This is a genomic window from Streptomyces araujoniae, assembly GCF_050871195.1.
GTDB lineage: Bacteria > Actinomycetota > Actinomycetes > Streptomycetales > Streptomycetaceae > Streptomyces > Streptomyces bacillaris.
In genome coordinates this window covers 3179169-3204119 of the sequence record NZ_CP194070.1, presented here as the reverse complement: position 1 = coordinate 3204119, position 24951 = coordinate 3179169, and the positions used below count along the sequence as shown (strand labels likewise).

Genomic DNA, 24951 nt, shown 5'->3' with positions numbered 1-24951 from the left:
TCGCGCCGCGCCCCCTTCCGGCCCCCCGGGTGGCGGCCATCGGCCTCAGGCCTCCCGCGTGACCGCCCCCGTGAGGTGCACGCGCCCGCCCGGGCCGCGCAGGGCGAAGGCGTCCCCGCCCGGCTCGGCGGCGTGGACGACGGTGGCGGGCAGCAGGACGGGGGCCCTGAAGTCGGCTCGTACCGTACGGAGTCGGCGACCGGCCCCGTCGGACTCCGCCGCCTGCGCCTCGGCCAGACAGCGGGCCACCGTCCACATGCCGTGGGCGATGGCCCGGGGGAAGCCGAAGAGGCGGGCGGTCAGAGGGTGGAGGTGGATGGGGTTGCGGTCACCGGAGACGGCTCCGTACCGCCGCCCGAGATCGCCGGGCAGCCGCCACTCGTGGAGAGCGGGAAGCGCCTCGGCACCGGTCTCCTCACGGCCTCCGCCCGCCGCGCCCTGTGTGGCGTGCCGGGAGAGATATCCGCTTCGCGACTCCCACACCAGCTCCCCGCCCACGCGCGCCTCGGTCACCATGGTGACCTCCGTGCCGCGCCGGTGGGCGGTCAACTCCTTCGCGTACACCGTCAGTTGCATGGGCTCCTCGGCCCGCACCGCGCGGTGGCCGCAGGCCTCGAACCAGGTGTGGACGAGTCCGACGACCGGGAGCGGGAAGCCGCGCCCGGTCATCAGCCGCATGGCCAGCGGAAAGGCCAGGACGTGCGGATACGTGAGCGGAAGCGCTCCCGCTCCGGCCCCCGCCCTGCTCCCGGACTCCGCCCCGCTCCCGGCCTCCGGGAATCCGCAGATGCTCAGGTACGCGGCCAGGGGGCCGGGGGCGGCGGGGGCGGCCGGGAGGGTGAGGCGTTCGGTGGGCAGGGTGGCGTCCGGCCGGCCGGCGCGCCGGAAGGGCGAGGTGACGGCTCCGCGGACGAGGGAGGCGCTGAGGGAGGTCATCGCGTTCACGCCCCCAGCAGGCTCTGGCCGCAGACGCGCAGCACCTGGCCGTTGACGGCGGTGGAGTCGGGCTGGGCGAACCAGGCGACGGCCTCGGCGACATCGACCGGAAGGCCGCCCTGGGACAGGGAGTTCATACGGCGGCCCGCCTCGCGGATGAAGAAGGGGACGGCCGCCGTCATCCTCGTCTCGATGAAGCCGGGTGCGACCGCGTTGACCGTGACGCCGTGGTCGGCGGCGGCGCGCGGGCCGAGCGAGCGGACGAGACCGATGATCCCGGCCTTGCTCGCCGCGTAGTTGGTCTGCCCGGTGTTGCCCGCGATGCCCGCGATGGAGGCGGTGGCGACGATCCGGCCGCCGCGCGTGACGGCCCCGCCCTTCAGCAGCTCGTCGGTGGTGCGGAGCACGCTGTCCAGGTTGACGTCGATGACCGGAGTCCAGCGCTCGGCGGGCATGTTGGCGAGGCGGCGGTCGCGGGTGATGCCCGCGTTGTGGACGAGGACGCCGAGCCCGTCCGGCGCTGCGGCGGCGATGCGGTCGGCGGCGTCGGGCGCCGTGATGTCGAGGGGGAGCGGGGTGGCCCCGAGCCGGGCGGCGGTACGTTCCAGCTCCTCCCGGACCCCCGGCACGTCGAGCGCGATGACCCGCGCCCCGTCGCGGGCGAGCACGGAGGCGACCGCGGCACCGATGCCCCGGGCGGCCCCGGTGACCAGGGCGGTGCGGCCGGCGAGCGGGGCGGCGGGGTCGGTGACGGGCTCGGGGGTGGCGTCGGTCAGCTCGATGACCTGGCCGCTCACGTAGGCGGAGCGGGGCGAGAGCAGGAAGCGCAGGGTGGACGCGGCGCCCTGTGCCGTAGCGCCGCCGCCCGGAACCCGTACCAGCTGAACGGTGGAGCCCCGCCCGATCTCCTTGCCCAGCGACCGGACGAACCCCGCCAACGCCTGCTGGGCGGCGGCCTGGTGGTGGTCGTCGGGGGAGGGGGCCGTACCGAGGACGACGACCCGCCCGCCCGGCGCGAGGGAGCGGACGACGGGGTGCAGGGCGGCGTGGACCTCCCCGAGCCCGGCGGCGGTGGTGACCCCGGTGGCGTCGAGGACGACGGCACCGGGCCGGTCGGCGCGCCCCACGACGGGAAGCCCGACCCCGGCCAGCACCTCCGCGAGCCCCGAGCCCGCCCCGACGGCCGTGCCCGCTCCGGTTCCGCCGTGCGCTCCGGCTCCGGCGTCCGCGCCCGCTCCGGCTCCGGCGTCCGCCCGCGCCCCGGCCCCTGCCTGTGCCCGCGCCCCGGCGTCCGCCCCCGCCCCGCTGCCCGCCGTGAGGTGCAGCAGCGGCCCCTCCAGCCGCGGGGTCTCCGGGGACCAGCGGCGCAGCGGGGCGGGCTGCGGGAGACCGAGGCGGCGGGTGAGGAAGCGGCCGGGTGCTGTGCCGGTGAGGTGCAGATAGCGATCGGCCATTGTCCTGACTCCCTGCTCGGTCGTAGATTTACTACTGAGTAAGGTTACTCAAGAGTCAGGAGCTGGTCGAGATGCAGACCTCAGGCGGGACCGACCCGGGACCCACCGCATGAGCACCCCCACCCCCGAACCCGCCCCCGCCGCTGCCCTCACCCCCGCCCCGGCGGTCCGGCGCGTGGCGGTCATCGGCGGCAGCCGTATCCCCTTCGCCCGCTCGGACGGCCCGTACGCGACCTCCTCCAACCAGCAGCTGCTGACGGCCGCGCTCGACGGCCTGGTGGAGCGGTACGGCCTGGCCGGGCAGCGGGTCGGCGAGTTCGTGGCGGGCGCGGTCCTCAAGCACAGCCGCGACTTCAACCTCGCCCGCGAGACCGTCCTCGGCTCCGCCCTGGACCCGCGCACCCCGGCGTACGACATCCAGCAGGCCTGCGGTACGGGCCTCCAGGCCGTGATCGCCGCCGCCAACAAGATCGCTCTCGGGGTCGTCGACTCGGCCGTAGCGGGCGGCTCCGACACGACCAGCGACGCCCCGCTCGGGGTCAACGACGAACTGCGCCGCATCCTGCTCGCCGCGCGCCGTGCGAAGACGACGGGCGGCCGCCTCAAGGCACTTGCCGCCGTACGCCCCCGCCACCTCGCCCCCGACATCCCGCGCAACGCCGAGCCGCGCACCGGCCTCTCGATGGGCGAGCACGCCGCCCGCACCGCCCGCCGCTGGGGCGTGACCCGCGAGGCCCAGGACGAGCTGGCGGCCACGAGCCACCAGCGCCTGGCGGCGGCGTACGAACGCGGCTTCCTGGACGACCTGGTCGTCCCGTACCAGGGCCTGACCCGTGACCAGAACCTGCGCCCCGCCTCCACGGCCGCACAACTGGCCCGCCTGAAACCGGTGTTCGGCATCTCGGACCCGAACCCCACCATGACGGCCGGGAATTCGACGCCTCTCACGGACGGCGCAGCGACGGTCCTGCTGTCGAGCGAGGAGTGGGCGCGGGAAAGGGACTTGCAGCCCCTCGCCTACCTCACCCTCTACGAGACGGCGGCGGTCGACTACGTGGACGGGGACGACGGCCTCCTGATGGCCCCGGCGTACGCGGTGCCGCGCCTGCTGGAGCGGGCGGGCCTGGGCATCGAGGACTTCGACCTGTACGAGATCCACGAGGCGTTCGCCTCCCAGGTGCTGGCGACCCTCGCCGCCTGGGAGAAGCAGGGCCTGGCCCCGCTGGACCGGACCCGTCTGAACGTGGCGGGTTCGTCGCTGGCGACCGGCCACCCCTTCGCCGCCACCGGCGCCCGGATCGTCGCCACGCTGGCCAAGCTGCTGGCGGAACGGGAGGCCCCGGGACGGGGGCTGATCTCGGTCTGCGCGGCGGGCGGCCAGGGGGTGACGGCGATCCTGGAACGCCCCTGAGCCCATTGGCGATCTGCCGGACGGACGACCCGGCGACGAGACATGTACGACCCCCGCCCGCCACCGAGGAGCCGCAAGTGTCAACGCCGAACACCGCCACCGATCCCACCCCCACGCCCACCCTGGTGGAGCCCACGAAGAAGAGAGACGGGTCCGGCCGGGTCAGGGAGGTCTCCGTACCCGCCTTCGCGCCCCCGGTGCTGCGGGGCTCGCTGGCGGAGATCCCGTTCGACAACGCCCGGGAGGCCCCGGCGGAGGCGGTGCTGAGCCGCAAGGACGCCGAGGGCACCTGGCACGACGTGACCGCCGCCGACTTCGCCGCCGAGGTGCTGGCGGTGGCGAAGGGCCTGCTGGCGGAGGGGCTGCGGCCGGGGGACCGGATCGCGATCATGGCCCGTACGACGTACGAGTGGACGCTCCTGGACTTCGCGTCCTGGGCGGCCGGCCTGGTGACGGTGCCCATCTACCCCACCTCGTCCGCCTTCCAGACCCGGTGGATCCTCCAGGACTCGGGCGCGGTGGCGTGCGCGGTGGAGACGAAGGAGCAGGGCCGCCTGGTCAGCCAGGAGCGCAAGCAACTGGGCGGCCTGGCGCACCTGTGGCAGTTCGACACGGGGGCCATCGGCCATCTCAAGTCGCTGGGCAGGCACATCCCCGACGAGGCGGTGGCGGACCGCCGGGCCGGGCTGGAACCGGACACCCCGGCCACGCTGATCTACACCTCGGGGACGACCGGCCGCCCCAAGGGCTGTGTGACCACCCACGGCAACTTCTTCGCGGAGGTCGACAACGCGATCGAACTGCTGCACCCGGTCTTCAAGTCGGTCTCGAAGGACCCGGCGTCCACGCTCCTCTTCCTCCCGCTCTCCCACGTCTTCGGCCGGATGGTGGCGATCGGCTGCATGCGGGCGCGCGTCCGCCTGGGCCACGCCCCCTCCATCCAGACGGACGACCTCCTGGCCGACCTGGCGGGCTTCCGTCCCACCTTCCTCCTCGCCATCCCGTACGTCCTGGAGAAGGTCTACAACACGGGCCGGGCGACGGCGGAGAAGATGGGCCGGGCGTCGTCGTTCGACCGCGCGGCCCGGATCGCGCAGCGGTACGGCAAGGCGGTCGAGGCCGCCGAACACGGCACGGGCCCCGGTCCGGGCCTCGGCCTGCGGGCGGCCCGCGCCCTCTACGACCCGCTGGTCTACCGCCGTATCCGGGCGGCGCTGGGCGGCAAGGTCCGGTACGTGATCTGCGGCGGTTCCCCGCTGGGCCGCCGGCTGGCCTCCTTCTACGAGGGCGCGGGCATCGGCATCTTCGAGGGGTACGGCCTGACGGAGACGACGGCGGCCCACACGGTGACCCCGCCCCTCAAACCCCGCCTGGGCACGGTGGGCTGGCCGCTGCCCGGTACGTCGGTACGCATCGCGGACGACGGCGAGGTGCTGCTCCGGGGCGGCCAGGTGTTCCGCGGCTACTGGGACGCGGAACGCGCGGAGCCGGTCCCGTACCTCCTGGACGGCGACTGGTTCCCGACGGGCGACCTGGGCACGCTCGACGAGGACGGCTATCTGACGATCACGGGCCGCAAGAAGGACATCATCATCACGTCGGGCGGCAAGAACGTGACCCCGGCCCCCCTGGAGGACTGGCTCCGCGCCCACCCCCTGGTCAGCCAGTGCATGGTCGTCGGCGACAACCGCTCGTACATCACCGCCCTCCTCACCCTGGACCCGGACGGCCTCCACCACTGGCGCCAGATGGTGAAGAAGCAGGACGTGCCGCTGAGGGAGCTGGTCCACGACGAGGAGCTGCGCACGTCCCTCCAGAAGGCGGTCGACGAGGCCAACCGCCTGGTGTCGCGGGCGGAGTCGATCCGGAAGTTCACCGTCCTCCCGGTGGACTTCACGGAGGAGAAGGGCCACCTGACGCCGTCGCTGAAGCTCAAGCGGGCGGCGATCGCGCGGGACTTCACGGCGGAGATCGAGGAGCTGTACCGGCGGAGGTGACGGTGGCGGGGAGGGCGCGGCCCGGTGCGCCCTCCCCACCCTTCCCCGTACGTTCCGCGCTCGTCCGAGACGCTCAGCTGGTGAAGTATCCGGCGTCGAGCCCGACCCAGCCGGTGATTCCGCGTGGATCGTAGAGGTGCAGGGAGCCGTCGGCGAGGATCTCCCAGCGGACGGTGAGAGAGCCGGACACTCCGGCGCCCGTGGTCTGACCGACCATGCCCTGGGTGCGGTTGGGGCGGATGTGCGGCGGGAGGGTGAGGACCTTCTCGCCGTTGGTCCACGGGGCCTTGTCCGCACGGGACAGCCGGAGGTGGAGGTCGATGCGGTTGCCGACCTGGCGGTACTGAGGAACGTAGTTGCCGGAGTTGGGGGTGTAGACGGCGGTGTCGTAGGCCAGGGTGGTCCACGGGACGTGGTCGCCCGTGCCGTCGGTGGTGCTCGTGATGCCGTAGAGGGCCATGCGGCGCGGTCCTGGTTCTTGAGTGGCGAAGCCGAAGACGAGCTGCGGCCCGTCGGGCGTCCGGCGGACGGTGATGGACTCGGTCTCACGGTGGGACAGGCCGAGAGCGGTGGTGTTGAAGCGCCGCTCGATCATCCGGCCGGTGGTGATGTCGTAGACGTTCCACCAGGAATTGCCGGGTGCGGGGTTGGCGGGACCGTAGGCGCTGCCCTCGTTCTGGTAGAGGAGATCGCCGTACAGGCACCATGCCTGGGTGCGGTACAGGACCGGGAAGCTGTACAGCGGGGTGAAGGCGCGGCGCTTGAAGGCCGCGAGGTCGTACACGCGGTACTCCACGGCGCCGGCCGGCCCGTGGCGTACGCCTATCCGACCGTGCTCGACGTCCAGGGACGGGGTGGTGCCGGAGGAGGCCGGGACGGGGTCGAACACCTCGATGAGGGTGCTCCCCGCGTCGACGACGGCGTCGGGCGTGAACGCGATACGGCCGATGCGCTTGCCGTAGGCGAACCCGCTGGTGACGGGGGTGGCGTCGGTCTCCAGCCAGAGCCAGGGCCGGCCGTCGGTGTGCTCGACGCCGAGCCCGCCGCCGTGGCCGACGCCCCTCAGGTACATGACGGCGCGGACGGTCCCGTCGGGGGAGACCTCGTTGATGCAGAGGTCGCCCCGGCGGTCGCGCTCGGCACCGGGTACGGGAGCCTGCTCGTCGGCGAGCTGACGGCCGTCGCTGATGATCTGGGTGGCGTAGGCCAGGCCGGTCACCGGGTCGAAGGCGACCTGCTGATGCACCCTGCCCTGGGTGAGCCGGAGTTCCCTGCCGAACAGGTCGACGGGTTCGGCCCGCAGGTCGAACCGGTTCCGCGCGTGCAGGCTGCTCCCGACCCGCGGTTCGGCCACGGGGGCGGAGGCGAGAGCAGAGGCGGGGGTGAGCCGGTGGCCGGTCGCCTGGGCGGTTCCCGTGGAGGCGACGACCGGAGTCGTGGCCGCGGCGGCCGCGGCGGTCAGGATCGTGCGGCGGGTCAGCGGCATTGCGGCAGCGCCTCGTTGACCGCCTGCGACGGCGTGACCGGGGCATCCCCTGCCGTGGGACGGAGGACGGTGGCCACCGTCGCCTCCGACGAGCGGCGGCACGGTCTTCGGGCGGAATGGACAGTCATCGGTGCGCAAGCCCCCTTCAAGATCACCTGATGTGCAGTTTCGTAATTTTTGCATATGAGTCAGAAGGCGAGGGGTCTGGCCAGGCTCCGCGTACCCGGGAAACCTGTGCGGCGGCGGGGGTGACAGCCCGCCGTCCGAGCAGGGAACTGAGTACCGGGCCGGTGCAGGGGCCGGGACTCGCCCCGCGCTCCCCGCGCACGCGAGGATGCCACCCGGGACAGCTGGGCCGCTGGACGAGAAGACTCTCCCCAAGGCCGCTGAGATCGCCCTGGAGTTCCGCACCGCCTCGGAGAAGCGGGCCGACCAGTGAGGACAGGGGGACGGAGCGATGCCGAAGCAAGCGAGAAGGCGGCGTCGGCAGGACGCCGGGACGCGACGGTCGGCCGCGCGCACCGCGCCGGATGCCGGGCAGTGGGAAGTGGTGCTGGAGACCAGCGACCAGGCGGAGGTGCGTGCGCACCTGCGGCGGCTCCGGGAGTCAGGCGTCGCCGCATCGCTCATCCGGATCGACACGCTGTGCCGGCGTCCGGTGGAGCTGAGCACCTATCGGCTGAGCCGGTTCGTGGGCAAGACCGTTCGTGCGTCGGACGGTGAGGTCTCCAGCCCCTGACGCGAGGCGGGGCGAGGCGGGCGGAGACGGGGCGCCGGCCACCGTAGGGACAACCCAGCGCACGGCCCTCCCGCCCCGCGTGTCACCGTAAAGCGTTACCGTCCCGGCCACCGAGGACGGAGACTCGGACCATGGCTGACATGGAGGCGTTCCGGGAGGCGGTCACCGCGTGGGCGGCGGGCGGGCCGTCCGACCCCGCCCGTGAGCTGGCCGAGCGGCTCTCCGTATGGACCGTCGTTCTCCTGGAAGGCCCGAGCGACGCCGCCGCCGTCGACGCGCTGGCCGAGCGGCGCGGCCGGGACCTGGCCGGCGAGGGCGTCTGCGTGCTCCCGATGGGCGGGGCGATGAGCGTCGGCCGCTTCGCGCCGCTCCTCGGGCCCACCGGCCTGGGCCTGCGCCTCACCGGCCTGTGCGACGAGCAGGAGCGCGGCTTCTACGAGCGGGGGTGGGAGCGGGCCGGAGCGGCGGCGCGGCAGGAGTTCTTCGTCTGCGCGGCGGACTTGGAGGAGGAGCTGATCCGCGCACTCGGCGTGCGCCGGGTCGCGGAACTCATCGAGGCCGAAGGTGACGCGCGTGCCCTCCAGATCTTCCTGCGGCAGCCCGCCCAGCAAGGCCGCCCCCCGATCCAGCAGTTGCGCCGCTTCCTCGGTACGAAGAAGGGGCGCAAGATTCATTACGGCCGCGTCCTCGTCGAAGCCCTGGGCCCCGACGACGCCCCCGCCCCGCTCGACGACCTGTTCGCCTGCCTCTGAGCGTCTGCGAGATCCGTCATCTCCGGGACCAACTCCTTCTCCGCCACGCGGTCGCCGCGTTCACTCCCGCTCCGACAGAGAGAGTGAACGCGGCAAAGGCCCAGGTGAAGGGGTCCCCAGCCGACGTGAACGTCCAGTCCCACCACTGCTGGGGGTACCAGATGAGTGGGAAGGCCGACGCGAGAGGCACGGCCCAACCGAGCTGGTCCCCGAGCAACTTGGCGGACAGCAGGGCAAGGCCGTACCAGATCAGGAGGGAGCGAGCGAAGACCACACCCGCTTCGGCATCGACCGATAGCGCCTCGACGGCGAAGGAGAAGACGCAGACAGTGACTGTCAAGCCGATGCAGTAGAGGCGACGGTACCGATGCATCGCTTGGGTGCCCATCTCCTCGTGGGTCGACATCGCGCTCTTGAGCGCTGCGGCGAGGAAGACGCCTGACATCAGGGGAAGTTCACGCCGGAACGGAACGCCGGTGGTGACGCCCCCGCTGCCGATCGAGGGCAGCCCGATGTGAACCCCGCCGAAGAAGGCGGACAGGACAACGACAGCTCCCGTGCCCACCAGAATGGCTGCCGCGTGGTGGACTCTCGCATAGCGGAGGAAGTCACTCCTGGACATCGGACCTGCACCAGGCGGGGTCCCGGAGGAGATGGCGTCGTTCCTCGGCCAGCCATCTCCCCTGCTCTTCCTCGGATGCACGCGAGACCTGAGCGGCCGCGCGCTGGGCCGCGGCGACACCCTGCATGTGGAGTCCTGCATCGGCGGCTGCCGGATCCCTGTCCATGGAGCGGTACTCGAGCCAGAGGTGGATGTTGTCCATGGCCTGCCAGGCCCGCTTCTCCTCGGGAGGAGGGGTGCAGACCCCTAGCGACTCGTTGAGTACGTGGTCGGCCATCGCGATCGCCGCCGTTCGTACATGGCCTTCGGCGATGTCGAAGCCGCCGTCACCCATGTCGCTCCGCCGCAGGCCGTACTGGTGGAACACGCGGGGCGACTTCAGCCACGCATACGGTGTCCGGTCCAGGCGCAGTGCCATGTGGGCCAGTTCAGGCAGGTACTTACGATGCTCGGGCCATACGCAGACTTGCGGGGCGCCCTCCTCGGCTCGATCGCACACGGGGCTGACCGCGGTCGAGGGGCGCTCGACCCGCAGCTCGCCGACGAGCGGAATGGCAGCGAGTCCCCCCACGGAGAGTACGGCGGACGCGATGGCTACGCCCCGGATCAGCGGCGGCGTCCGGTGGCGTCGTACCTGCCGTCCGGCGCCACCTCGCAAGGGCGGGGCCGTCACGGCCAGCAGAGCGAGGGCGAGTGCGAAGAGCAGTCGCACGGCGACAGGGAGGGGCCGGAGGTGCTGGTCCGGGGGACCTGCCAGAACGTTCAGCTTGAAGGGCAGCGCCAGCATGCTGATGAAGCACCCCAGCGCACTGACGACCGGTGTGAAAGTGGCCGAGGGCCACCAGCGGCCTGCCAGATGACCCACAGCCGCGAAGATGATGAGGGTCGAGGCACCGAGCAGGAGGTAGGAGGGCCAGAGGAAGCCAGGCCCCGCGTCCCTGAACGACACGGCTACGGCGGTCAGGCAGCCGATCGCGTACGCGAGGAACCCCAGCGTGAGCGTGGCCGCGAGCCGCGCGGACTCGATCTGCCAGGCCGGCCGGGCGGCGGCGAGTACGGTCTCAGGCATTCCCGAGCGGGAAGCGCGCCCCGCCTGCCAGGCAGAGACCCCGGCGAGCACGGGACCGAGAAAGAGCGTGACGACTTGTGCTGCCGCGCTTGCTTCGGGCCAGACCCCGATCCAGTAACGGGATCGGCCGAAAAGGACCAGGAGGTCGACGGCGATGAGCACGGGAAGGGCGGTCAGAAGGGGCGAGTGGCGCAGCTCGATGCAGTACGCGTTCATGATGTGTGCCTTGTGGATCCGACCTTGCCGAGCACCGTCATGTAGCCGCGTTCCAGTGGGCTGTCACCGGGAGCTGTGGCTGCGGCGATGTCGGCCAGTTGCTTCGGCGTACCGCTGTGACGGATCTGTCCATCGTTCAGCACGAGGACGGTGTCGCAGGCGGCCCCGACGTCCTCGACCAGGTGGGTGCTGAGGATGACGGCTGTTCCCGAGCGTGCCAGGGACCGGATCAGGTCACGGAAGTCGAGGCGCTGCGCAGGGTCGAGACCGACTGTCGGCTCGTCCAGCAGGAGCAGGGGAGGGGCGCCGACGATGGCCGCCGCGATTCCTGCCCGGCGGAGCATGCCACCGGACAGGGACTTCATGCTGTCCCGTGCCCGGTCGGACAGCCCGACGGCGCTCAAAGCCTCTTCCGTCATGAGCCCGGCCTTCTTCGACGGGACTTCGCGCAACCAGGCGCAGTAGCGTACGAAGTCGGCTACCGAGAAGGCCGGGTAGTAGCCGAACTCCTGAGGAAGATAGCCGATGCTGCGCCGAGCCAGGCGGGCCTGTCGCTCGTTGCCGATATGTCTGCCGAACAGCTCCAACTGCCCGCTCCAGGGCGGAGTTATCGTTGCGAGAGTGCGGAAGAGCGTGGTCTTGCCGGCACCGTTGGGGCCCAGAAGTCCGGTGACGCCGGACTGGATGGAGAGATTGAGCCCGTCGATAATTCTCTGATTGCCGTATCCCTGAGTGATGGAAGTCAGCAGGGCAATGGGGCTGGTGGTCATCGGTGTATTCCCCGGAAAGCGGGATGGGCCCGCAAAGGCTGCGGGCCCATCGTATCGGCTGAGATCAGGTGCCGAGGCCGACGCTCGTCTTGTTGATCTTGAACGTGCACTCGTACGAGTCGAACTTCCCCTGGTAGCCCCACTTGAACGGGCCCTTGAGGCGCTGCTTGTCGACTTCGAAGTTGCAGTCGTAGGTGATCTGGTACTTGCCGCGCGTGTAAGTCGCCTTGGTGCAGTAGCCGTGACCGGCCGTCGAGTACCAGTACCCCCTGCACCCCCAGGACCAGTTCGCCTCGTGGGACGCGCTCGATGTCGGGGCGGCCAGTCCTATGGCGGCGACGGCCATGGCGCCCACGACCGCGCCCTTGGCTGCCCTCGAACCGGTTATCCGCGACGCGATAGAAGTCATTTCTCCCCCCAGAGAAATAAGCGAAAGCGTAAGTGCATCGCCTTTTGAGGCACTCGCGCAGTTCAGGACTCTAACAGTCGTGGATCGCGTCGGCTGCCGACTAATTGAATCGCGAGGTGATACGCCGTGGAGGAATGATGGTGGTTTTGCTCATATTTCTCCTGGTATAGGCTCGAATTTCTTTGTTGATATTCAGCCTTGAGGGTTGAAATAGGTCAAGAGTGCGCCAGTTGCGCTCCTGGCCGGTCGTCGGGGAGGTGCGAGGGGGGTGTGGAGCCTTCTCGGGGCGGCCGGCTGTTCGGGGAACGGTCGTTGGTGATCAATGGTCGGGGTGCCCCGCTCGACGACCTGTTCGCCTGCCTCTGAGCGTCATCGGAGGCCGGAGGTCACGGAGCGCCTCGAACCCCCTCGAACCCTCTCCAGGCGCCTCCTGGTGCCCCTGGACCTGATGCACCCGGCTCCGGGGGCTGTCCACCCGGCCCGGCTTGCGGCACTCTGGTGTCCGTTCAACTCGCGTAGATTCCACGGCACTTCGCGCACCCCGCACCCCACGGCCAGGTTGTCGACCCGGAGGATTCCCCCACCCATGCGTGCTCCGCGAACCCAGAACCGTACGTACGCAACCCGTACGCACCCACGCAGCCGTACGGCGCTCCTCGCCCTGCTGGCGCTCCTCGGCGGGCTGCTCACCGTCGCCACCACCGCGTCCCCCGCCGCAGCCGCGCCCAACTTCAAGGCGCCCTACGGCTGCGGCCAGCAATGGACCTACAGTCACCACTCCGCCGAGGTCAGACGGGCTCTCGACTTCGTCCGCACGGACGGCGGCGCCACCGCCGGCTCCCCGGTCCTCGCCTCGGCCGCGGGCACCGCCTACCGTCACTCGCAGCCGAGCGGGGCGGGCAACTACATCTCCATCGACCACGGCGGCGGCTGGCAGACCTACTACTTCCACCTCAACGCCTTCTCCGTCGCCAACGGGGCCCGCGTCGCCCAGGGCCAGCAGATCGGCACCACCGGATCGACCGGCAACAGCTCCGGCGCCCACATCCACTACGAGCAGCTGCTCAACGGGGTCGGCCAGAACATCGTCATCAACGGCCAGTCGCTCAGCCCGTATCCGGGGTCGTACTACAACAAGTACCTGACCAGCGACAACGGTTGTGGCGGTGGCACCGGCAGGTACTGGGTCGACACCTTCGCCAACGCCACCGGCTACGCAGCCCCCAACACCGCAGACGCACAGGGCATCCTCAACGCCGGTACGAACTACGTCTACTGCAAGGTATGGGGTGCCCGCGTCGGCACGGCCACCCAGTTCAACCACTGGTGGCTCCGCACCGACCTGGACAGCGTCTACCCGGGCAAGAACGGCCGGAACGCCTACGTCTCCGCGTACTACCTCTCCCGCTGGGGTAACGACGAAGCCCGCGACAACAACGGCACCGTGATCCCCAACTGCTGAGCGCGGCACCCCCCCATGACCCCGTGCGCGGGAGGGCAGCGGCGGCTGCCTTCCCGCGCACGGCCTGTGCCGCCCGCATGCGTTCCTCTCCCTCAGAACCGCAGCGCCCCGATCAGCCGCCGGGCGGTGCGGGCGTCGACGGCCCCCAACTCCACGACGCCCGGGTCGTCCTCCCGTACGGAGACGCGCAGCACCCCACCGCCCGTCCCGCCCGGGAAGGCCTGCACCAGCAGATCCCGTACAGCGGCGGCCTCGGGGACGTCCGCCCCCGGCGGCGAAGCCCCCAGCAGCCGCGCCAGCCGTACGGCATCGTCGAGCCGGCAGACGCCCAGCGTGATCCGGCCCTGCCGTACGCGCAGTTCGGGCAGGTCGATCCGGTACGCCTCACAGATCTCCCGCAACGCCCGTGCGGCCTTCAGCGTGCGCTTGGTCCCGGACCGGATGAGCCGCGCCAACTGCCGTGCGTCCGAGGCCTCCAGGTGGTCCAGTCGTACGTGTTCCCCGGCGCCGCTCGTCGCCGCCACCGGCAGCCCGGCTTCCCGGAGGGCGGCACTCAGTTCGGCGGCAGCGGCGTCCCCGGGCGCGGAATCGGCGGAGGTCATGACGGTCATGCGTGGCTCCTGACGGGAGGCTCGATCGGTACGTGGTCGAGAGGGAGAGGGAGTACGGAGACGGGGTACGCGGTCCAGCGCCAGCGGGCGGCCCGGGTGTCCAGCTCGTACGCGTACAACTGGCCCCGTCGCAGCGCCTGTACGGCCACCTCCGCGCTCCGGCGGTCACCGAGCCAGGCCCACGCCCGGTGGAAGGCGTCACGGTCGAGCCGCGGGGTCATTCCTCGTACGGATTCGCGCATCCAGGCGACGGCCGGTCCCGGTGCGGTGGTGACAAGGCCGTCCGGGGCGGGGTGGTACGGGCCGTCGTCCACATCTGCGTGGCACCAATAGGCCCGGGGGAGTGGGGCGTTCACGCCCGTGCGGACGGACGGGAGGTGAGGATCTCGGCCCACACGTCCTTGCTCCCGCGCCCGCTCTCGGTGGCCCAGTCGGGGTCGCACGGCGTGGGCGAGTCGGTGTTGGTGTCCGTCACGGTCACTCGTACGCCGTCGGGGCGGCGGCGCAAGGTGATCGTGCAGTGCGGTGACCCGGTGTGCCGGTCCACGTTGGCCAGCAGCTCATGGGCGCAGAGCGTGACGGAGTCGGCCAGCTCCCGGAACCCCCAGAGGTCGACGTGGGCGCTGACGATGCGCCGCATGATCGCGAGGTTCTCGGGGTGGGCGACCAGGTCCTGGCGGTAGTCGGGCGGGTCGGGCTCGGGGGTGACAGGCATGGCTCCTCCTGTGTGAGGGAAGGGGATCCGGCCCCCATGGCAACGCACGGTTACCGTGTCGATGCCACGAGTGGTGAACAACAGAGTGGACTGCCCCGAGCGCTCATCGCAACTACTTCAGCTGCAAAATTGTAGATTCGCCTGTGTGGGTGAACGCTTGTGCATATAACGGGAGTTGCTAAAACCGGTGAGAAGTGGGTAACACTGAGCCACTTACGTCAGGGGAGGGACCGCATGCCAAGCCACCCGCGCCCAACAGTGCGCCGCCGACGTCTCGGCGCCGAGCTGAAGCGACTCCGTGAGAAGGCCGGAGTCAGCATGGAGGTCGCCGCCGAGCGCATCGGCGGCGACAAACCCAAGATCTCCCGCCAGGAGAACGGCCGTCAGGGCGTCAGCAAGCTGGAGATCGAGGCACTGCTCGCGCTGTACGGGGTGTCGGACGACCGGCTCCGGACGGCGCTGACCACGCTGGCCCGGGAGGGGCGGCGGAAGGGCTGGTGGGCGCAGTACAGCGACATACTTCCGGCGGGCTTCCAGGAGAGGCTGTCGATCGAGTCGGATGCCGCGCGGATTCTCACCTTCCAGTCGATGCTGGTGCCAGGACTGCTTCAGACGGCGGAGTACGCCACGGAAGTGATCCGAGCCGCAGGCAAATCCCAGACCGAGGACCAGATCAAGTCCTACATCGAGGTGCGTGCGAGTCGGCAGGAGATCCTTGCGAGGCCCAACCCTCCGCAGTTCGTCTGCCTTCTCGACGAGGCCGTGCTCCGTCGCGAGGTCGGCGGGCCGGCTGTCATGGTGCGGCAGCTCGACAAGATCATGGAAGTGAACAACCCGCCCAAGCTCACCATCCAGGTGGTGCCCCTTTCGCAGGGTTGGCACGCGGGGGCTGACGGCGCTTTCAACATCTACAGCTATCCCGACCCGATGGACCTCGACGTCGTCAACCTGGACTATCTCGACGGTGCGCTCTACCTGGAGGAGGATCTGCCTGTGGAGCGCTATCAGCTGGCCTTCGATGAACTGCGGGCCGCCGCACTCGCGTCACGACACTCCATGAAGCTAGTCTCGTCCGTGCGGCAAGAGTTCGCGGACAGAGCGTAAAGACGGAGACAGTTGATGGTGCGATATGGCCTGCCGGACAGTGCCTGGGTGAAGTCCTCCTACAGTGGCGACAACGGAGGGACGTGTGTAGAGACCCAGTCGACGCCGGACGGCCGTATCGCCGTGGGTGACAGCAAGGACCGCGTCCTCGGCGCGCACACCTTCGCCCCTGCCCCGTGGCAAGCGTTCGTCACCGCCGTGCAGGACGGCTCGCTCTAGGCGGTCCGGCAGGTCCGGCAGGTCTCTTTCGCGGCTGATCGAGGGGCGTGGGACATGTCCAAGCAGGCGGCTGCTTATGGGACGGTGTTGATGCTTGACGCCGTGTCCTGGTGCAAGAGCACGTACAGCGGCTCGAACAATGGCTGCATCGAACACGCAGCCCTCCCCTCCGGCCATTAAGCGGTCCGCGACACCAAGAACCGCTCCCTGGGCGCCCACGTCTGCACCCCTATCGAGCGGCAGGCCTGCGTCGCCGCCGTGCAGGACGGCCCGCTCTAACTGATCTCTTCAGAACGAGATTCGGAGTCAACTCAAGCAGATGATGCTGCAGGCGAGTCGGACCAGGCCTGGGGCGAGGTCGGCGCGCACCTCGCAGCGGGTTCGGAGTGGTTTGGGATTTCGCTCGGTCCGGAGCCGTGCGGGAGACGCTGCGTCGGGCGATCTTGTGTGCATTGCCACAGGCTTGAAGGATGCGGAAGTACCTGTCCTGGTTGTAGCCGCATTCGGCTGAGAGCTCGTAACACGATCATGTGCGGGTCTTCTTGAGGCGTCGGTAGCAGATCAGGCTGCAGGCGAGGGAGACGAAGGCGTCGTGGAGTTCGGTGCGGCGTTCCCAGGGCACGGCGAGCCGCTTGAACTGGTGGAGCAGGGCGAAGGTCTGCTCGACGACGTAGCGGAGCTTGCCGATGCTCTTGACGTTGGGTGATCCCTTGCGCGAGATGACGGGCAGGATCCGGCGCTCGCGCAGCGCCTTCCGGTTCGGGTTGGAGTCGTAGCCCTTGTCGCCGAGCAGGGCGTCTGGTCGGGCTGCGAGGCCGGCCGGGGCGGGCCGCGACGGGTGGGATGCCGTCGACCAGGGCGAGGGTCCGGGTGACGTCGTTGACGTTCGCCGCGGTCGTGATGACTTTGAGCGGGGTGCCGCGACCGTCACAGATCAAGTGGTGCTTGCTGCCGGTCTTGCGCCGGTCGACCGGCGCAAGACCGGTGTCGGCACCCCCTTTCCCGCCCGGACGTGGGAGCCGTCCGCGCAGGCCCGCGACCAGTCGAGCTCGTCGGCCGACTTCAGTTCGGCGAGCAGGACCCGGTGCAGCTGCTCGAAGACTCCTGCCTTCTGCCACCGGCCCAGTCGGCGCCAGCACGTCTGCCCCGAGCCGAACCCCAACTCCCGGGCAGGAGTTGCCAGGCTATGTCGTTGCAGAGGACGAACAGGATGCCCGGCAGGCAGAGCCGGTCCGGCACCGGCCGAGGCCCTGGAGACCGTTCCGGCCAAGGCGGCAGGAGCGGCTCGATCAGCGCTCACAAGTCGTCGTCCACGATCCACGGCCGAGTACTCACACCATCACGAACGGACGAATCGTCACACCGGTCACGGCCAACCTGCACACTTCAACAAGATCGTGTTATGAGCTCTAAGAGCCACCCGGCCGGTGTCGCGGCGGTGCGCGAAGTCTGCAGATGGAGGGGGACTGCGTCCATCAGAGGCGTCAGCTGGGTTACGTTGTGCCTGTTTCCGCCGGTCAGCGAGACGTGCACCACGTAGTGTGAGTCGGCTCGATGCCCGGCCCGGTGTTGTTGACCAGAGTGCGCGCACCATGATCACACCGCTGGCCCAATGGAGGCATTCCCGTAACCGTGTGCTTCCCGCCATCGCTGACCGTGGGCAGTATTCTCCTGACCTGGAGAAACGAGTGTGCGCGTACGCACTGCCCTCGCGTCGATTGCCCTTTTCGGCAACGCCGGCCTGGCGGCTGCAGCCGACCCCGAGCCGGCCAATCCTTTCCCTCGTCGGTTGACGTGCCCATCGACACCGAGAGCAACGCCGGTACCCCGTTCGACCAATGGGAGTCCCTCGAGTTCGGCGGTGATTTCTCGGGCCCTAAAGAGATTTCTATCCTGACAAAGCTGTTCGATATATCGGATTGCAGGGCGGCTTCAGGCAGTCGTGCGTGCGTGACGATCGGGTCGTGCGGCCCGGTCCTCTGCAGCTGTGTGCGGGATCGCCCGTTAAGGAAAAGAGAGTGGGCCGGGACAAAATGTGCTTCAGAAGTCGTCCCACTTTGTGAGTCTGGGATAGTAGATGAGGGTGCAGGCGAGGAAAGGGTCGGCCTTGCGTTCGTAGCGGAGGTGGAGACAGCGACAGCTAGCGAGCCAGCTTGTGGTGCGCTCTACGGTCCACCGGTGGCGGCCCAGTCGTTGCGAGGGCTCGACTCCTTGGCGTGTGATGCCACATTCGCCTAACCATCGCCACGGGGAGGCGTAGTCGTAGCCCTTGGCTTGGAGTTTGCCAGGGCTTGCGCCGTCGTCCACGGCCTGAGCAGAGCGGCGGGATACTCTTCACGGGCGGGATCAGAGCCTGGCTGTCGCCCAGGTAGGCCCCGAAGGATGTAGGCGGACCCGACCGTTCCGGACCGTTCTGTGATCGGGTGGATCTTCGGGCAGTACTTGCCGCGGTCGACAGGATTCGGACCTGTCAGATCCCCCATTTCAGGGCCGCATGTTCAGCAAGTCGATCACGCACCAGGACCAGTCCAGCTCGCCACGGAGACTGAGTTCGTCGAGGACTAGACGATTGGAGCTAGGCCCGCACCCTGGCCCTCGACCACTCCGAGAACTACCGGCGAGCCGTCGCACTGGACGGACCGAACGACGCCGAGGGCAGCTGCTGTGAGGTGCAACTCCATGTGGCCACGAAGACGATTGCGGCTAGCGCCACCCGGTCGCCGTACCGACGCCGTCCACCACCCTGCGGACGCGAAGGTGTCTCCGGCACCAACCGCTCATGCTCCCCACCACGACTCAACAGAATACCTGGCTACCCAAGTAAAACGCCCTCAAGGGGGGCTTCATCCGTAGCGTGGCACGAGTCCGTATGCCCTGGTGAGATTCTTTCGCCCTGTGTACCGGCTATGGGTCAGGCCGAGGGAGGTTGTTTCCTCACGATCCATTCCTGGAGTTCCTGGTGGCGGAACTGGAATCCAACACCGCTGATAGTCATGAGTCCAGCCTTCTTCGCCCAGTCTAGGAAGGCAGCGAGTCGCCAGGGCAACTCTTTTCGGGCCAGTGTCATCGCTGTGATGTAGCGCAGCCAGGGCACCAGGAAGAAGCCGAATCCCAGAACGAAGCCGAAGCAGCCTCCGAAGAGCGCTCCCATGGTCCACGTGTAGTCCAGCAGCGGGAATACGAGTGCTCCGACGGTGGCGAATCCGCCCGCTCCGAGTAGGTCCAGGGCCCAAAAGAATTCCGGTTGGAAGTTGCCGCTCAGGGTGCGGTCGAGCCCGACTTTGACTTCCATACCCCAGCCGAAAACGGCCGAAGTGACGGCTCCCACGGCGACGCCGGACACCCATCCGAAGGCAAGGGTGACGGCCATGCCGACACCCAGCCCGATAGCGCCCCCGATTTCGATGCCAGACACTATCCGGCGCGGGCCATGACGGGCGCGAAGCCCCTGGGTGCGCCGTTGGGCGAAGGCAAGCAGCGGCCAGTGGGTGGGGGGCATCCATGGCCAGTAGCGAAGCGCGTAGTAGACACCCGCCAGTAGCAGTCCGCCTGTCAGGCACAGGGCCCCTGTCAGACGTCGGCGGGTGACGTCTGACAGCGCCGGCAGGCGGCCTTGCCATAGATCCGTGAAGAATTCCCCAGCGTGACCTGGGCCGCTGATCGTGGCGATGATACAGGCCAGACCGAAGAACAGGAGGGGCACGGTATGGACGAAGAGGTGCGCAATCCGCACGCGCTTTGTCCCTGCGATGGGCCAAATCCGGTTCAGGACCACCTCGCGGCCGGACAGTGGGACACCGTGGACGGTGCCCCGGTTCTGTTCGAGGTGGTGGGCAAGCACGGCGAGCCAACTCATCACCTGCTCCGGGCTCTCCCCGCTAGTCCCCTGGCTGTAAACGCTGTGATATCCGTGTACGGAAGGGACGAACGATGCCAGTAGTTCCCTTTCGACTTCCATGTCGGACGTGTCAGTAGCTACGAGTTGGGCGGGGCTCACGCGGCCGGATGCTGCTGCCCATTCGGCCAGTGTCAGTCTCCATGGGGTGTCGAGACGGCGAGCGGCGACCGACTGGTCTCTGTGCTCGGCCAGGTCCCTGAGTACAGGCTGCCAGTTGACCGGTCTGTTGGTCTCCTGATCGTGTGGTCCTTGGTCCGACTCCAAGCGTTCTTGGATCTGTCGCCAGGTCAGGCGTTCCACTTCCACGACGGAACCCTCCGGTAGAGGGATATCACCGGTCTCCGACTTGGCATCCTTGCGGGTGCGGGTAGCCAGTACAAGAGGGGCGCGTGACCCCCCGTGGATATCGCGATAGCTGTCGAGAGCGCATACTAGGTCACCGAGAACGGAGTCCTCATCAGTGGACGCAGAATTGGCAGCAGAGTCGGGAAGGATCTGGTCCATGCCGTCCAGAACGGGCAAGATCTTTCGTCCGTTGACCAATCTGCGGGCAACACGCCGCGTCACAACAAGATCATTTTCAAGGAGTTGGTCAATGAGCCAGCCCTCGAAGCAATTGGCCAGCGCCTTGGGTCGAGCTTCGGGTGGCATCTGCCGGATTTTCGGACGGGGCGCCCGCCAAGAGGCAAGGTTGAAGTAGACAGGTACTGGATGGCCGGGAATGTCGAGGAGTCTCCGCATCAACCGCAACGCTAAAATCGTTTTGCCTGATCCGCTCGGGCCAGTGATGACCAACCGGCGAGGGTGGAGCGCTAGGTAGTACTCATGGATGAGGTCGTGAGTGATCGGAATGGCCTGTGCTTTGCGTGCTTGCTCCTTGCCGTCCACGGCGCGGCAGTGCACGTCAATCGCTTGGTCTGCTTGTTCGTTCACTCCGTGCCACCCTGCGGTGAACGCCTCGATCTGCTTCGCCATGGCCAGATGCAGAGCGTCTTCCTCCGGCGTGCGAGCGAACGGCGGTGCCGCAACGGCTGCCTCGGGAGTCGAGTCCGGCACGGGATAGCAATGCCCGTCGAGTCCTAAGCGCTGACTCTGCTGGACGAACTCAGGATCATTCCACCAGGCTGATACCGGCACGGCATGAAGTCGTCTGCCGTCGTACATATCGGGGCTGGCGTCCTTGGAGAGCACGCCGACCAGAAGAGGGCCGCAGAACAGCGCGGTTCCCGACGCCCCGCTCCACTGCGAGCTGTTCCACCGCTCAAGCTGCCCTGGCTCGTCGCGCAGGTCTGGGGCTCGTCGGATCGGGCTGCCGATATCGACGGCGAGGATGTTCCGCCGGGGTTGCAAAGTCACGCGTCCCCACAGGTGATCGGAGTGGCGAACTCCGTCATCGGCCCGCCCTTGACGACTGGGGAAGCCCATGCCCGAAACCTCACGGGGTGAGCCGTTGTCGATGCGTCCCCAGTGCACGTTCTTCACGCCCGCCGACGGCACTTCGAACTCGAGGAGTGCGACATCGATTGCTGGATCGGCAGGAACCCACACCACCCGTGCCGGTACCGGTTCGAGCGGAGACATCCCCCAAACGGTGACGTGGCCGGGGTCGCCGTTCGGGTGGTGGACCACATGGCGCGCAGTCAGCACAACCCGGTCAGCGATGAGGTAACCCGTTCCCCACTTTTTGTTTCCATCCCTGAGATCCATGACCGTCTCCACCACCCGGTCCGGACGCGGATGCGCTTCCTGGTGATCTCTCACGAGAGATCCCGGGTGATCTCTTCGATGAAGACATCGTCCTGCGTGCCATTGCTCAAGTCCAGTGGACGCAAGGACAGTTTGATGCGGTGCCCTGCTGCCGAGTCTTCGGTCAGCTGGACCACGCGCAGTTCTGCCGGGCCGTCCGTGGACGCGCCAGCAGAGAACTCGATGTGGAAGTCCAGATCAACGCTGGACAATCCGAAGCGGAAGCGCTCGCCTGTCGCATCCTCGCGTGCCTTCCCGAGCGCCTGGCGCACCCCCGCAATGGCAGCCTCCAGGGTCACCACACTAGGTTGAGTCGGCTCCGACGACATGCGCACCCCCAGATTCGCAGGCTTGGTCGCCTGCCGTGCGACGAAGCGTAGAGTCTAGTAACTCCCGAGTGGGGCAGATCCGTTGAAAAGTGTGGGCAGCAGTTAGATACCATCCAAACTGGCCTCAGAACGATCAGGAGCGGAGTGCCGCCGATACCTTGAAAGACGCTCCGATGTCCGAACTTCTGCCGGATCGCATGTGACGGCCCGGCCGCTGAGGCAGACTGGCGCGCATGTTCGCCCTCATCGCGTACCATGCCGTCCTCGCGACAGGCAGTGCCGTGCCCACCACAACCGCTCCCTGGTGGGGCACCGCCCTGGGCGCCGGCATCGGAGCTATCGGTGCCGGCATCGTTTCGTCCGCTGTCGCTCTCCTCAACAATCGGGCTAGCCGCAGGCAGCTCAAACAGCAGTTGGACCGGCAGGAAGCGATGCTCGACAAGCAGCTCAACGCCCAACGCGAGCAGCACATCTCTCAACTGGAGGCGCAGCTGAGGCAGCACAGCGAGCAACTCCAATCTCAGCAGCAGGACAACCTTGCTGCGTTGAATGCTCAGGCGGAACGTGGACGTCAGGACATCGAAGCCCAGCGGTACCGCGAGACCAATCAGCGGCACGCCGAACGCGAACAATGGCGTCTGGAGGCGCGGCAGAAGACCTACGTGGAGTTCGTCACGGCAGCCGAGAGACTGCGAGACACCGTTGCTGCCCTGTCCCGCGAGCTCAGCGGATCCTTCCCGATCGTCAACGGACTAGAGCCTGGCGAGCTGAGTCGCCTGCACGACACCCGCACGCGGATGCATAGTTTGTACGAAGAGGCCTTCCAGCAGGCACAAGTCGTGCGGCTCGCTGGCCCGCTCGATGTGGCCTCGCATGCCCGGGCCATGAGCCTCGTTATGAACGAATACCTCAACCTCTCGGACGAACGCATTCGCGCAGCTCAGCAGAACAGGCCTTCGGAGGTCCTCCAGGACTGGCATGACTCGATCCGGCGCATGCAGAGCCACCTCGAAGACTTCATCGACGCCGCCTACCTCGTTGTGAACGCCGCTCCAACCGCCTCGTCGACAGTGTCCGTGCCCACGCAACCTGCCAGAGTGCCGCAACCCAGTGGTGTTGCTTCCGGGTCCACCCAGCCGCCTGTGTCCGGCCGCGACTGACATGCGGGGCTGCAGGTTCGGACCTCACAGTATGGCGGCCGCGCCCGCCGCCCCCTCACTCGTACCGGTACTTGAGGGAGTCCGCCTCCACCCGCTCGATGTCCGCGATCGTCAGCTCCGGCATCCGCAGCTGGGCCAGGGTCACTTCGGCCGAGGTCGGCTGGGCGTCCTTCGGCAGCCACTGGTCCGGCTTCCAGGCCGCGCTGCGCAGGAGCGACTTGGGGCAGTGCGGGTAGACCTCCTCGATCCCGATCACCAGCGCGCTGGCCGGCGGCTTGCCCACCGGGGTGAGCTGGGACAGCAGCTCCGGGCGGGTGGAGACGCAGGCGCGGCCGTTGACCCTGAGCGTGGTCGTGCGTCCCGGGATGACGAATAGCAGCCCGGCCCGTCCGGTGTCGATGACGTTCTGCAGGGTGTCCAGGCGCTTGTTGCCGGTCGCGTCCGGTATCGCCACCGTCCGTTCGTCCAGGACGGCGACGAACCCGGCGGGGCCGCCGCGCGGGGAGACATCGCAGTTGCCCTCGGCGTCCGCGCTGGCGATCAGGACGAGTGACGCGCAGCCGATCAACCGCCGTGTCTCGGCAGTCAGTTCTGTCATCTGCTTGCGCAGGGCCGCCGCGCCGGGGAGTTCGTAGGCCTGGCGCAGCGCCTCCTGGTCGGAGACGGCGTCGAGGCGGAGGGCGTCGAAGGCGCTGCCTGCAAGGGGAGTCGTCATGCCGTCGACCCTAGGGCGTGGGCGGCGGATCAGGGACGTGATGCCGCGACGCCGCGCTTCCGGTCACTCGCTCCGACGGCTGCCCGCAGGCGGTGGCTCCGCTGCCGTGGCCGGTCAGCCCCTCCGTTCGGCCGGGGAAGAGGGCGAACGGGCCGAACAGGTGGGGCAGGTGGCGAGCCGGTGGAGGGCGAGGGCGTCGGGGCTGCCGGGTTCCGCCTGGTAGACGATGAGCTCCTGTCCGGGGGCGTCGCGGACGTCGAGGGCCTGGTAGGTCAGGGAGAGCGGACCGGCGCAGGGGTGGTGGAGTTCCTTGGCGGCGCGGGTCTTGCTGTGCACCTCGTGGCTCTGCCAGAGGCGGGTGAAGTGCGGGCTGCGGGGGCCGATGTCCGCCACGAGTTGCCGCAGGCGTTCGCTGTTCCCGTTCTGCCCCTGCGCCAGGCGGAGCTGGCCGACGGCCGTCTCCGCGGCCGTGGCCCAGCGGGTGTAGAAGCTCCGCGCCGCCGGGTCCAGGAAGATCATGCGAGCCAGGTTGTCCAGGTGCCTGAAGGGGCTGTGCAGGGACTGCGCCAGCGCGTTGGCCGCCAGGACGTCGAGGGTGGCGTTGATGACGAAGGCGGGGGCGGCCGGCTGGTTGTCCATGAGCTGACGCAGCCCCGGGCCGACCCGGTCCGTCGCCGGGAAGATGCGGCGGGCGGGTGTCGTGCCGGCCAGTCGGTGCAGATGGGCGTGGGCCTCCGGGCCCAGGCGGAGGGCGTGGGCGAGGGTGTCGACGATCTGTGCCGAGGGGTGGCGCTCCCGTCCCTGCTCCAGGCGGGTGTAGTAGTCGGCGCTGATCCCGGCCAGGACGGCGACCTCCTCGCGGCGTAGCCCCTTCACTCTGCGCAGCCCGGAGAAGGTCACCCCCGCGTCCGCGGGTATGAGGGAGCCGCGGCGGGCCCGGAGGTAGTCGCCCAGCGGGTTCTGGCTCATCGCTCCAGCGTAGGGCCGAGGACGCGGGGCGTGCCTGGGTGCGGTGCACCCAGGCACCGCAGGTCCTGTTCACCCCGGCCGGTGCGGCTCAGTGTGGAGCCCTGCGGTGCGAAGGATCGCCTCCCGCCACTGGAGCGGGAGCCCGCCACCGGAGCGGAACCC

General features: G+C 68.9%; 22 protein-coding genes and 2 pseudogenes. 8 read left to right on the top strand and 16 right to left on the bottom strand.

Translation table 11 applies throughout. From position 1 onward, the window contains the following. Positions 1-45: 45 nt before the first annotated feature. Positions 46-936 (bottom strand): MaoC family dehydratase, encoded by an 891-nt coding sequence (locus tag ACQ9ZG_RS13555; protein WP_499281598.1) that lies wholly within the window; start codon positions 934-936, stop codon positions 46-48. 5 nt (positions 937-941) lie between these two features. Beyond that, a complete protein-coding gene (locus ACQ9ZG_RS13550; RefSeq protein WP_499280571.1) occupies positions 942-2390 on the bottom strand; it encodes a 3-oxoacyl-ACP reductase in 1449 nt (482 codons plus the stop codon). A gap of 109 nt (positions 2391-2499) precedes the next feature. Between ACQ9ZG_RS13550 and ACQ9ZG_RS13545 the strand changes: the two genes are divergently transcribed. Both ACQ9ZG_RS13545 and ACQ9ZG_RS13540 read left to right on the top strand, forming a co-directional pair. After that, positions 2500-3801, top strand: a complete 1302-nt coding sequence (locus tag ACQ9ZG_RS13545) for an acetyl-CoA C-acetyltransferase (protein ID WP_109916044.1) — start codon at positions 2500-2502, stop codon at positions 3799-3801. A 77-nt stretch (positions 3802-3878) separates the two neighbouring features. After that, positions 3879-5798 carry an AMP-dependent synthetase/ligase gene (locus ACQ9ZG_RS13540; protein ID WP_109916043.1) on the top strand — a complete coding sequence of 640 codons (1920 nt, stop codon included), beginning with the start codon at positions 3879-3881 and terminating at the stop codon, positions 5796-5798. A 73-nt stretch (positions 5799-5871) separates the two neighbouring features. Here ACQ9ZG_RS13540 and ACQ9ZG_RS13535 read toward each other — a convergent pair whose 3' ends face one another. Further along, the gene (locus ACQ9ZG_RS13535; protein WP_109916042.1) at positions 5872-7284 is read right to left on the bottom strand and encodes a phage baseplate protein; all 1413 of its coding nucleotides are present in this window, start codon (positions 7282-7284) and stop codon (positions 5872-5874) included. 457 nt (positions 7285-7741) lie between these two features. Between ACQ9ZG_RS13535 and ACQ9ZG_RS13530 the strand changes: the two genes are divergently transcribed. Both ACQ9ZG_RS13530 and ACQ9ZG_RS13525 read left to right on the top strand, forming a co-directional pair. Next, positions 7742-8023: a hypothetical protein gene (locus ACQ9ZG_RS13530; protein ID WP_109916040.1), complete on the top strand. Its 282-nt coding sequence runs from the start codon at positions 7742-7744 to the stop codon at positions 8021-8023. A gap of 131 nt (positions 8024-8154) precedes the next feature. Beyond that, the gene (locus tag ACQ9ZG_RS13525; protein ID WP_499280569.1) at positions 8155-8775 is read left to right on the top strand and encodes a TOPRIM nucleotidyl transferase/hydrolase domain-containing protein; all 621 of its coding nucleotides are present in this window, start codon (positions 8155-8157) and stop codon (positions 8773-8775) included. Positions 8776-8791: 16 nt separating this feature from the next. Here the strand turns inward: ACQ9ZG_RS13525 and ACQ9ZG_RS13520 are convergent, their stop codons facing one another. The 4 genes from ACQ9ZG_RS13520 to ACQ9ZG_RS13505 all read right to left on the bottom strand — a co-directional run bounded on the left by ACQ9ZG_RS13520 (position 8792) and on the right by ACQ9ZG_RS13505 (position 11861). Continuing rightward, positions 8792-9397, bottom strand: coding sequence for a hypothetical protein (locus ACQ9ZG_RS13520; protein ID WP_109915451.1), 606 nt, complete (start codon positions 9395-9397; stop codon positions 8792-8794). After that, on the bottom strand, positions 9384-10682 hold the full coding sequence (locus tag ACQ9ZG_RS13515; protein ID WP_109915450.1) for a DUF7224 domain-containing protein: 1299 nt from the start codon (positions 10680-10682) through the stop codon (positions 9384-9386). The genes ACQ9ZG_RS13520 and ACQ9ZG_RS13515 overlap by 14 nt, the downstream gene beginning before the upstream one ends. Next, the gene (locus ACQ9ZG_RS13510; RefSeq protein WP_181398240.1) at positions 10679-11452 is read right to left on the bottom strand and encodes an ATP-binding cassette domain-containing protein; all 774 of its coding nucleotides are present in this window, start codon (positions 11450-11452) and stop codon (positions 10679-10681) included. Before ACQ9ZG_RS13510 ends, ACQ9ZG_RS13515 begins: the two co-directional genes overlap by 4 nt. Before the next feature lie 64 nt (positions 11453-11516). Further along, on the bottom strand, positions 11517-11861 hold the full coding sequence (locus ACQ9ZG_RS13505; RefSeq protein WP_146225697.1) for a hypothetical protein: 345 nt from the start codon (positions 11859-11861) through the stop codon (positions 11517-11519). 586 nt (positions 11862-12447) lie between these two features. On the opposite strand from ACQ9ZG_RS13505, the gene ACQ9ZG_RS13500 reads away from it, so the two are divergent. Continuing rightward, a complete protein-coding gene (locus tag ACQ9ZG_RS13500; RefSeq protein WP_109915448.1) occupies positions 12448-13323 on the top strand; it encodes a M23 family metallopeptidase in 876 nt (291 codons plus the stop codon). Positions 13324-13415: 92 nt separating this feature from the next. Here ACQ9ZG_RS13500 and ACQ9ZG_RS13495 read toward each other — a convergent pair whose 3' ends face one another. The 3 genes from ACQ9ZG_RS13495 to ACQ9ZG_RS13485 are packed head-to-tail and all read right to left on the bottom strand — an operon-like array spanning position 13416 to position 14649. Continuing rightward, positions 13416-13934 (bottom strand): hypothetical protein, encoded by a 519-nt coding sequence (locus ACQ9ZG_RS13495; RefSeq protein WP_109915447.1) that lies wholly within the window; start codon positions 13932-13934, stop codon positions 13416-13418. After that, positions 13931-14248, bottom strand: a complete 318-nt coding sequence (locus ACQ9ZG_RS13490) for a hypothetical protein (protein WP_258312162.1) — start codon at positions 14246-14248, stop codon at positions 13931-13933. Before ACQ9ZG_RS13490 ends, ACQ9ZG_RS13495 begins: the two co-directional genes overlap by 4 nt. A gap of 38 nt (positions 14249-14286) precedes the next feature. Next, positions 14287-14649 (bottom strand): ATP-binding protein, encoded by a 363-nt coding sequence (locus ACQ9ZG_RS13485; RefSeq protein WP_109915446.1) that lies wholly within the window; start codon positions 14647-14649, stop codon positions 14287-14289. A 234-nt stretch (positions 14650-14883) separates the two neighbouring features. Here ACQ9ZG_RS13485 and ACQ9ZG_RS13480 point away from each other — a divergent pair, with 234 nt between their 5' ends. Both ACQ9ZG_RS13480 and ACQ9ZG_RS13475 read left to right on the top strand, forming a co-directional pair. Then, positions 14884-15753 (top strand): helix-turn-helix domain-containing protein, encoded by an 870-nt coding sequence (locus ACQ9ZG_RS13480; protein WP_165273151.1) that lies wholly within the window; start codon positions 14884-14886, stop codon positions 15751-15753. Between the two features lie 48 nt (positions 15754-15801). Continuing rightward, entirely contained in the window at positions 15802-15972 is a 171-nt protein-coding gene (locus tag ACQ9ZG_RS13475; protein ID WP_309076623.1) for a DUF397 domain-containing protein, read from the top strand. Positions 15973-16498: 526 nt separating this feature from the next. Here the strand turns inward: ACQ9ZG_RS13475 and ACQ9ZG_RS13470 are convergent. The 4 genes and pseudogenes from ACQ9ZG_RS13470 to ACQ9ZG_RS13455 all read right to left on the bottom strand — a co-directional run bounded on the left by ACQ9ZG_RS13470 (position 16499) and on the right by ACQ9ZG_RS13455 (position 21915). After that, a pseudogene (locus ACQ9ZG_RS13470) lies at positions 16499-17265 on the bottom strand (IS5 family transposase). Positions 17266-18012: 747 nt separating this feature from the next. Continuing rightward, positions 18013-18778: pseudogene (locus ACQ9ZG_RS13465) on the bottom strand (transposase). A 105-nt stretch (positions 18779-18883) separates the two neighbouring features. Then, positions 18884-21631: a S1 family peptidase gene (locus ACQ9ZG_RS13460; RefSeq protein WP_146225696.1), complete on the bottom strand. Its 2748-nt coding sequence runs from the start codon at positions 21629-21631 to the stop codon at positions 18884-18886. Further along, positions 21628-21915 (bottom strand): trypco2 family protein, encoded by a 288-nt coding sequence (locus ACQ9ZG_RS13455; RefSeq protein ID WP_109915443.1) that lies wholly within the window; start codon positions 21913-21915, stop codon positions 21628-21630. The genes ACQ9ZG_RS13460 and ACQ9ZG_RS13455 overlap by 4 nt, the downstream gene beginning before the upstream one ends. 263 nt (positions 21916-22178) lie before the next feature. Between ACQ9ZG_RS13455 and ACQ9ZG_RS13450 the strand changes: the two genes are divergently transcribed. After that, on the top strand, positions 22179-23105 hold the full coding sequence (locus ACQ9ZG_RS13450; protein WP_109915442.1) for a hypothetical protein: 927 nt from the start codon (positions 22179-22181) through the stop codon (positions 23103-23105). Between the two features lie 55 nt (positions 23106-23160). Here the strand turns inward: ACQ9ZG_RS13450 and ACQ9ZG_RS13445 are convergent, their stop codons facing one another. Beyond that, complete coding sequence (locus tag ACQ9ZG_RS13445) at positions 23161-23820, bottom strand: MSMEG_1061 family FMN-dependent PPOX-type flavoprotein (protein ID WP_109915441.1); 660 nt, start codon at positions 23818-23820, stop codon at positions 23161-23163. A 114-nt stretch (positions 23821-23934) separates the two neighbouring features. After that, positions 23935-24789, bottom strand: coding sequence for a helix-turn-helix transcriptional regulator (locus ACQ9ZG_RS13440; protein WP_109915440.1), 855 nt, complete (start codon positions 24787-24789; stop codon positions 23935-23937). Between the last annotated feature and the right edge of the window lie 162 nt (positions 24790-24951).

What these genes read in the sequence shown, in the direction of transcription:
- ACQ9ZG_RS13480 (WP_165273151.1), top strand. Translation starts at nt 14,884, where the DNA reads ATGCCAAGCCACCCGCGCCCAACAGTGCGCCGCCGACGTCTCGGCGCC.
- ACQ9ZG_RS13495 (WP_109915447.1), bottom strand. Translation starts at nt 13,934, where the DNA reads ATGACCGTCATGACCTCCGCCGATTCCGCGCCCGGGGACGCCGCTGCC.
- ACQ9ZG_RS13530 (WP_109916040.1), top strand. Translation starts at nt 7,742, where the DNA reads ATGCCGAAGCAAGCGAGAAGGCGGCGTCGGCAGGACGCCGGGACGCGA.
- ACQ9ZG_RS13555 (WP_499281598.1), bottom strand. Translation starts at nt 936, where the DNA reads ATGACCTCCCTCAGCGCCTCCCTCGTCCGCGGAGCCGTCACCTCGCCC.
- ACQ9ZG_RS13515 (WP_109915450.1), bottom strand. Translation starts at nt 10,682, where the DNA reads ATGAACGCGTACTGCATCGAGCTGCGCCACTCGCCCCTTCTGACCGCC.
- ACQ9ZG_RS13445 (WP_109915441.1), bottom strand. Translation starts at nt 23,820, where the DNA reads ATGACGACTCCCCTTGCAGGCAGCGCCTTCGACGCCCTCCGCCTCGAC.
- ACQ9ZG_RS13550 (WP_499280571.1), bottom strand. Translation starts at nt 2,390, where the DNA reads ATGGCCGATCGCTATCTGCACCTCACCGGCACAGCACCCGGCCGCTTC.
- ACQ9ZG_RS13485 (WP_109915446.1), bottom strand. Translation starts at nt 14,649, where the DNA reads ATGCCTGTCACCCCCGAGCCCGACCCGCCCGACTACCGCCAGGACCTG.
- ACQ9ZG_RS13500 (WP_109915448.1), top strand. Translation starts at nt 12,448, where the DNA reads ATGCGTGCTCCGCGAACCCAGAACCGTACGTACGCAACCCGTACGCAC.
- ACQ9ZG_RS13440 (WP_109915440.1), bottom strand. Translation starts at nt 24,789, where the DNA reads ATGAGCCAGAACCCGCTGGGCGACTACCTCCGGGCCCGCCGCGGCTCC.
- ACQ9ZG_RS13505 (WP_146225697.1), bottom strand. Translation starts at nt 11,861, where the DNA reads ATGACTTCTATCGCGTCGCGGATAACCGGTTCGAGGGCAGCCAAGGGC.
- ACQ9ZG_RS13525 (WP_499280569.1), top strand. Translation starts at nt 8,155, where the DNA reads ATGGCTGACATGGAGGCGTTCCGGGAGGCGGTCACCGCGTGGGCGGCG.
- ACQ9ZG_RS13450 (WP_109915442.1), top strand. Translation starts at nt 22,179, where the DNA reads ATGTTCGCCCTCATCGCGTACCATGCCGTCCTCGCGACAGGCAGTGCC.
- ACQ9ZG_RS13545 (WP_109916044.1), top strand. Translation starts at nt 2,500, where the DNA reads ATGAGCACCCCCACCCCCGAACCCGCCCCCGCCGCTGCCCTCACCCCC.
- ACQ9ZG_RS13520 (WP_109915451.1), bottom strand. Translation starts at nt 9,397, where the DNA reads ATGTCCAGGAGTGACTTCCTCCGCTATGCGAGAGTCCACCACGCGGCA.
- ACQ9ZG_RS13510 (WP_181398240.1), bottom strand. Translation starts at nt 11,452, where the DNA reads ATGACCACCAGCCCCATTGCCCTGCTGACTTCCATCACTCAGGGATAC.
- ACQ9ZG_RS13535 (WP_109916042.1), bottom strand. Translation starts at nt 7,284, where the DNA reads ATGCCGCTGACCCGCCGCACGATCCTGACCGCCGCGGCCGCCGCGGCC.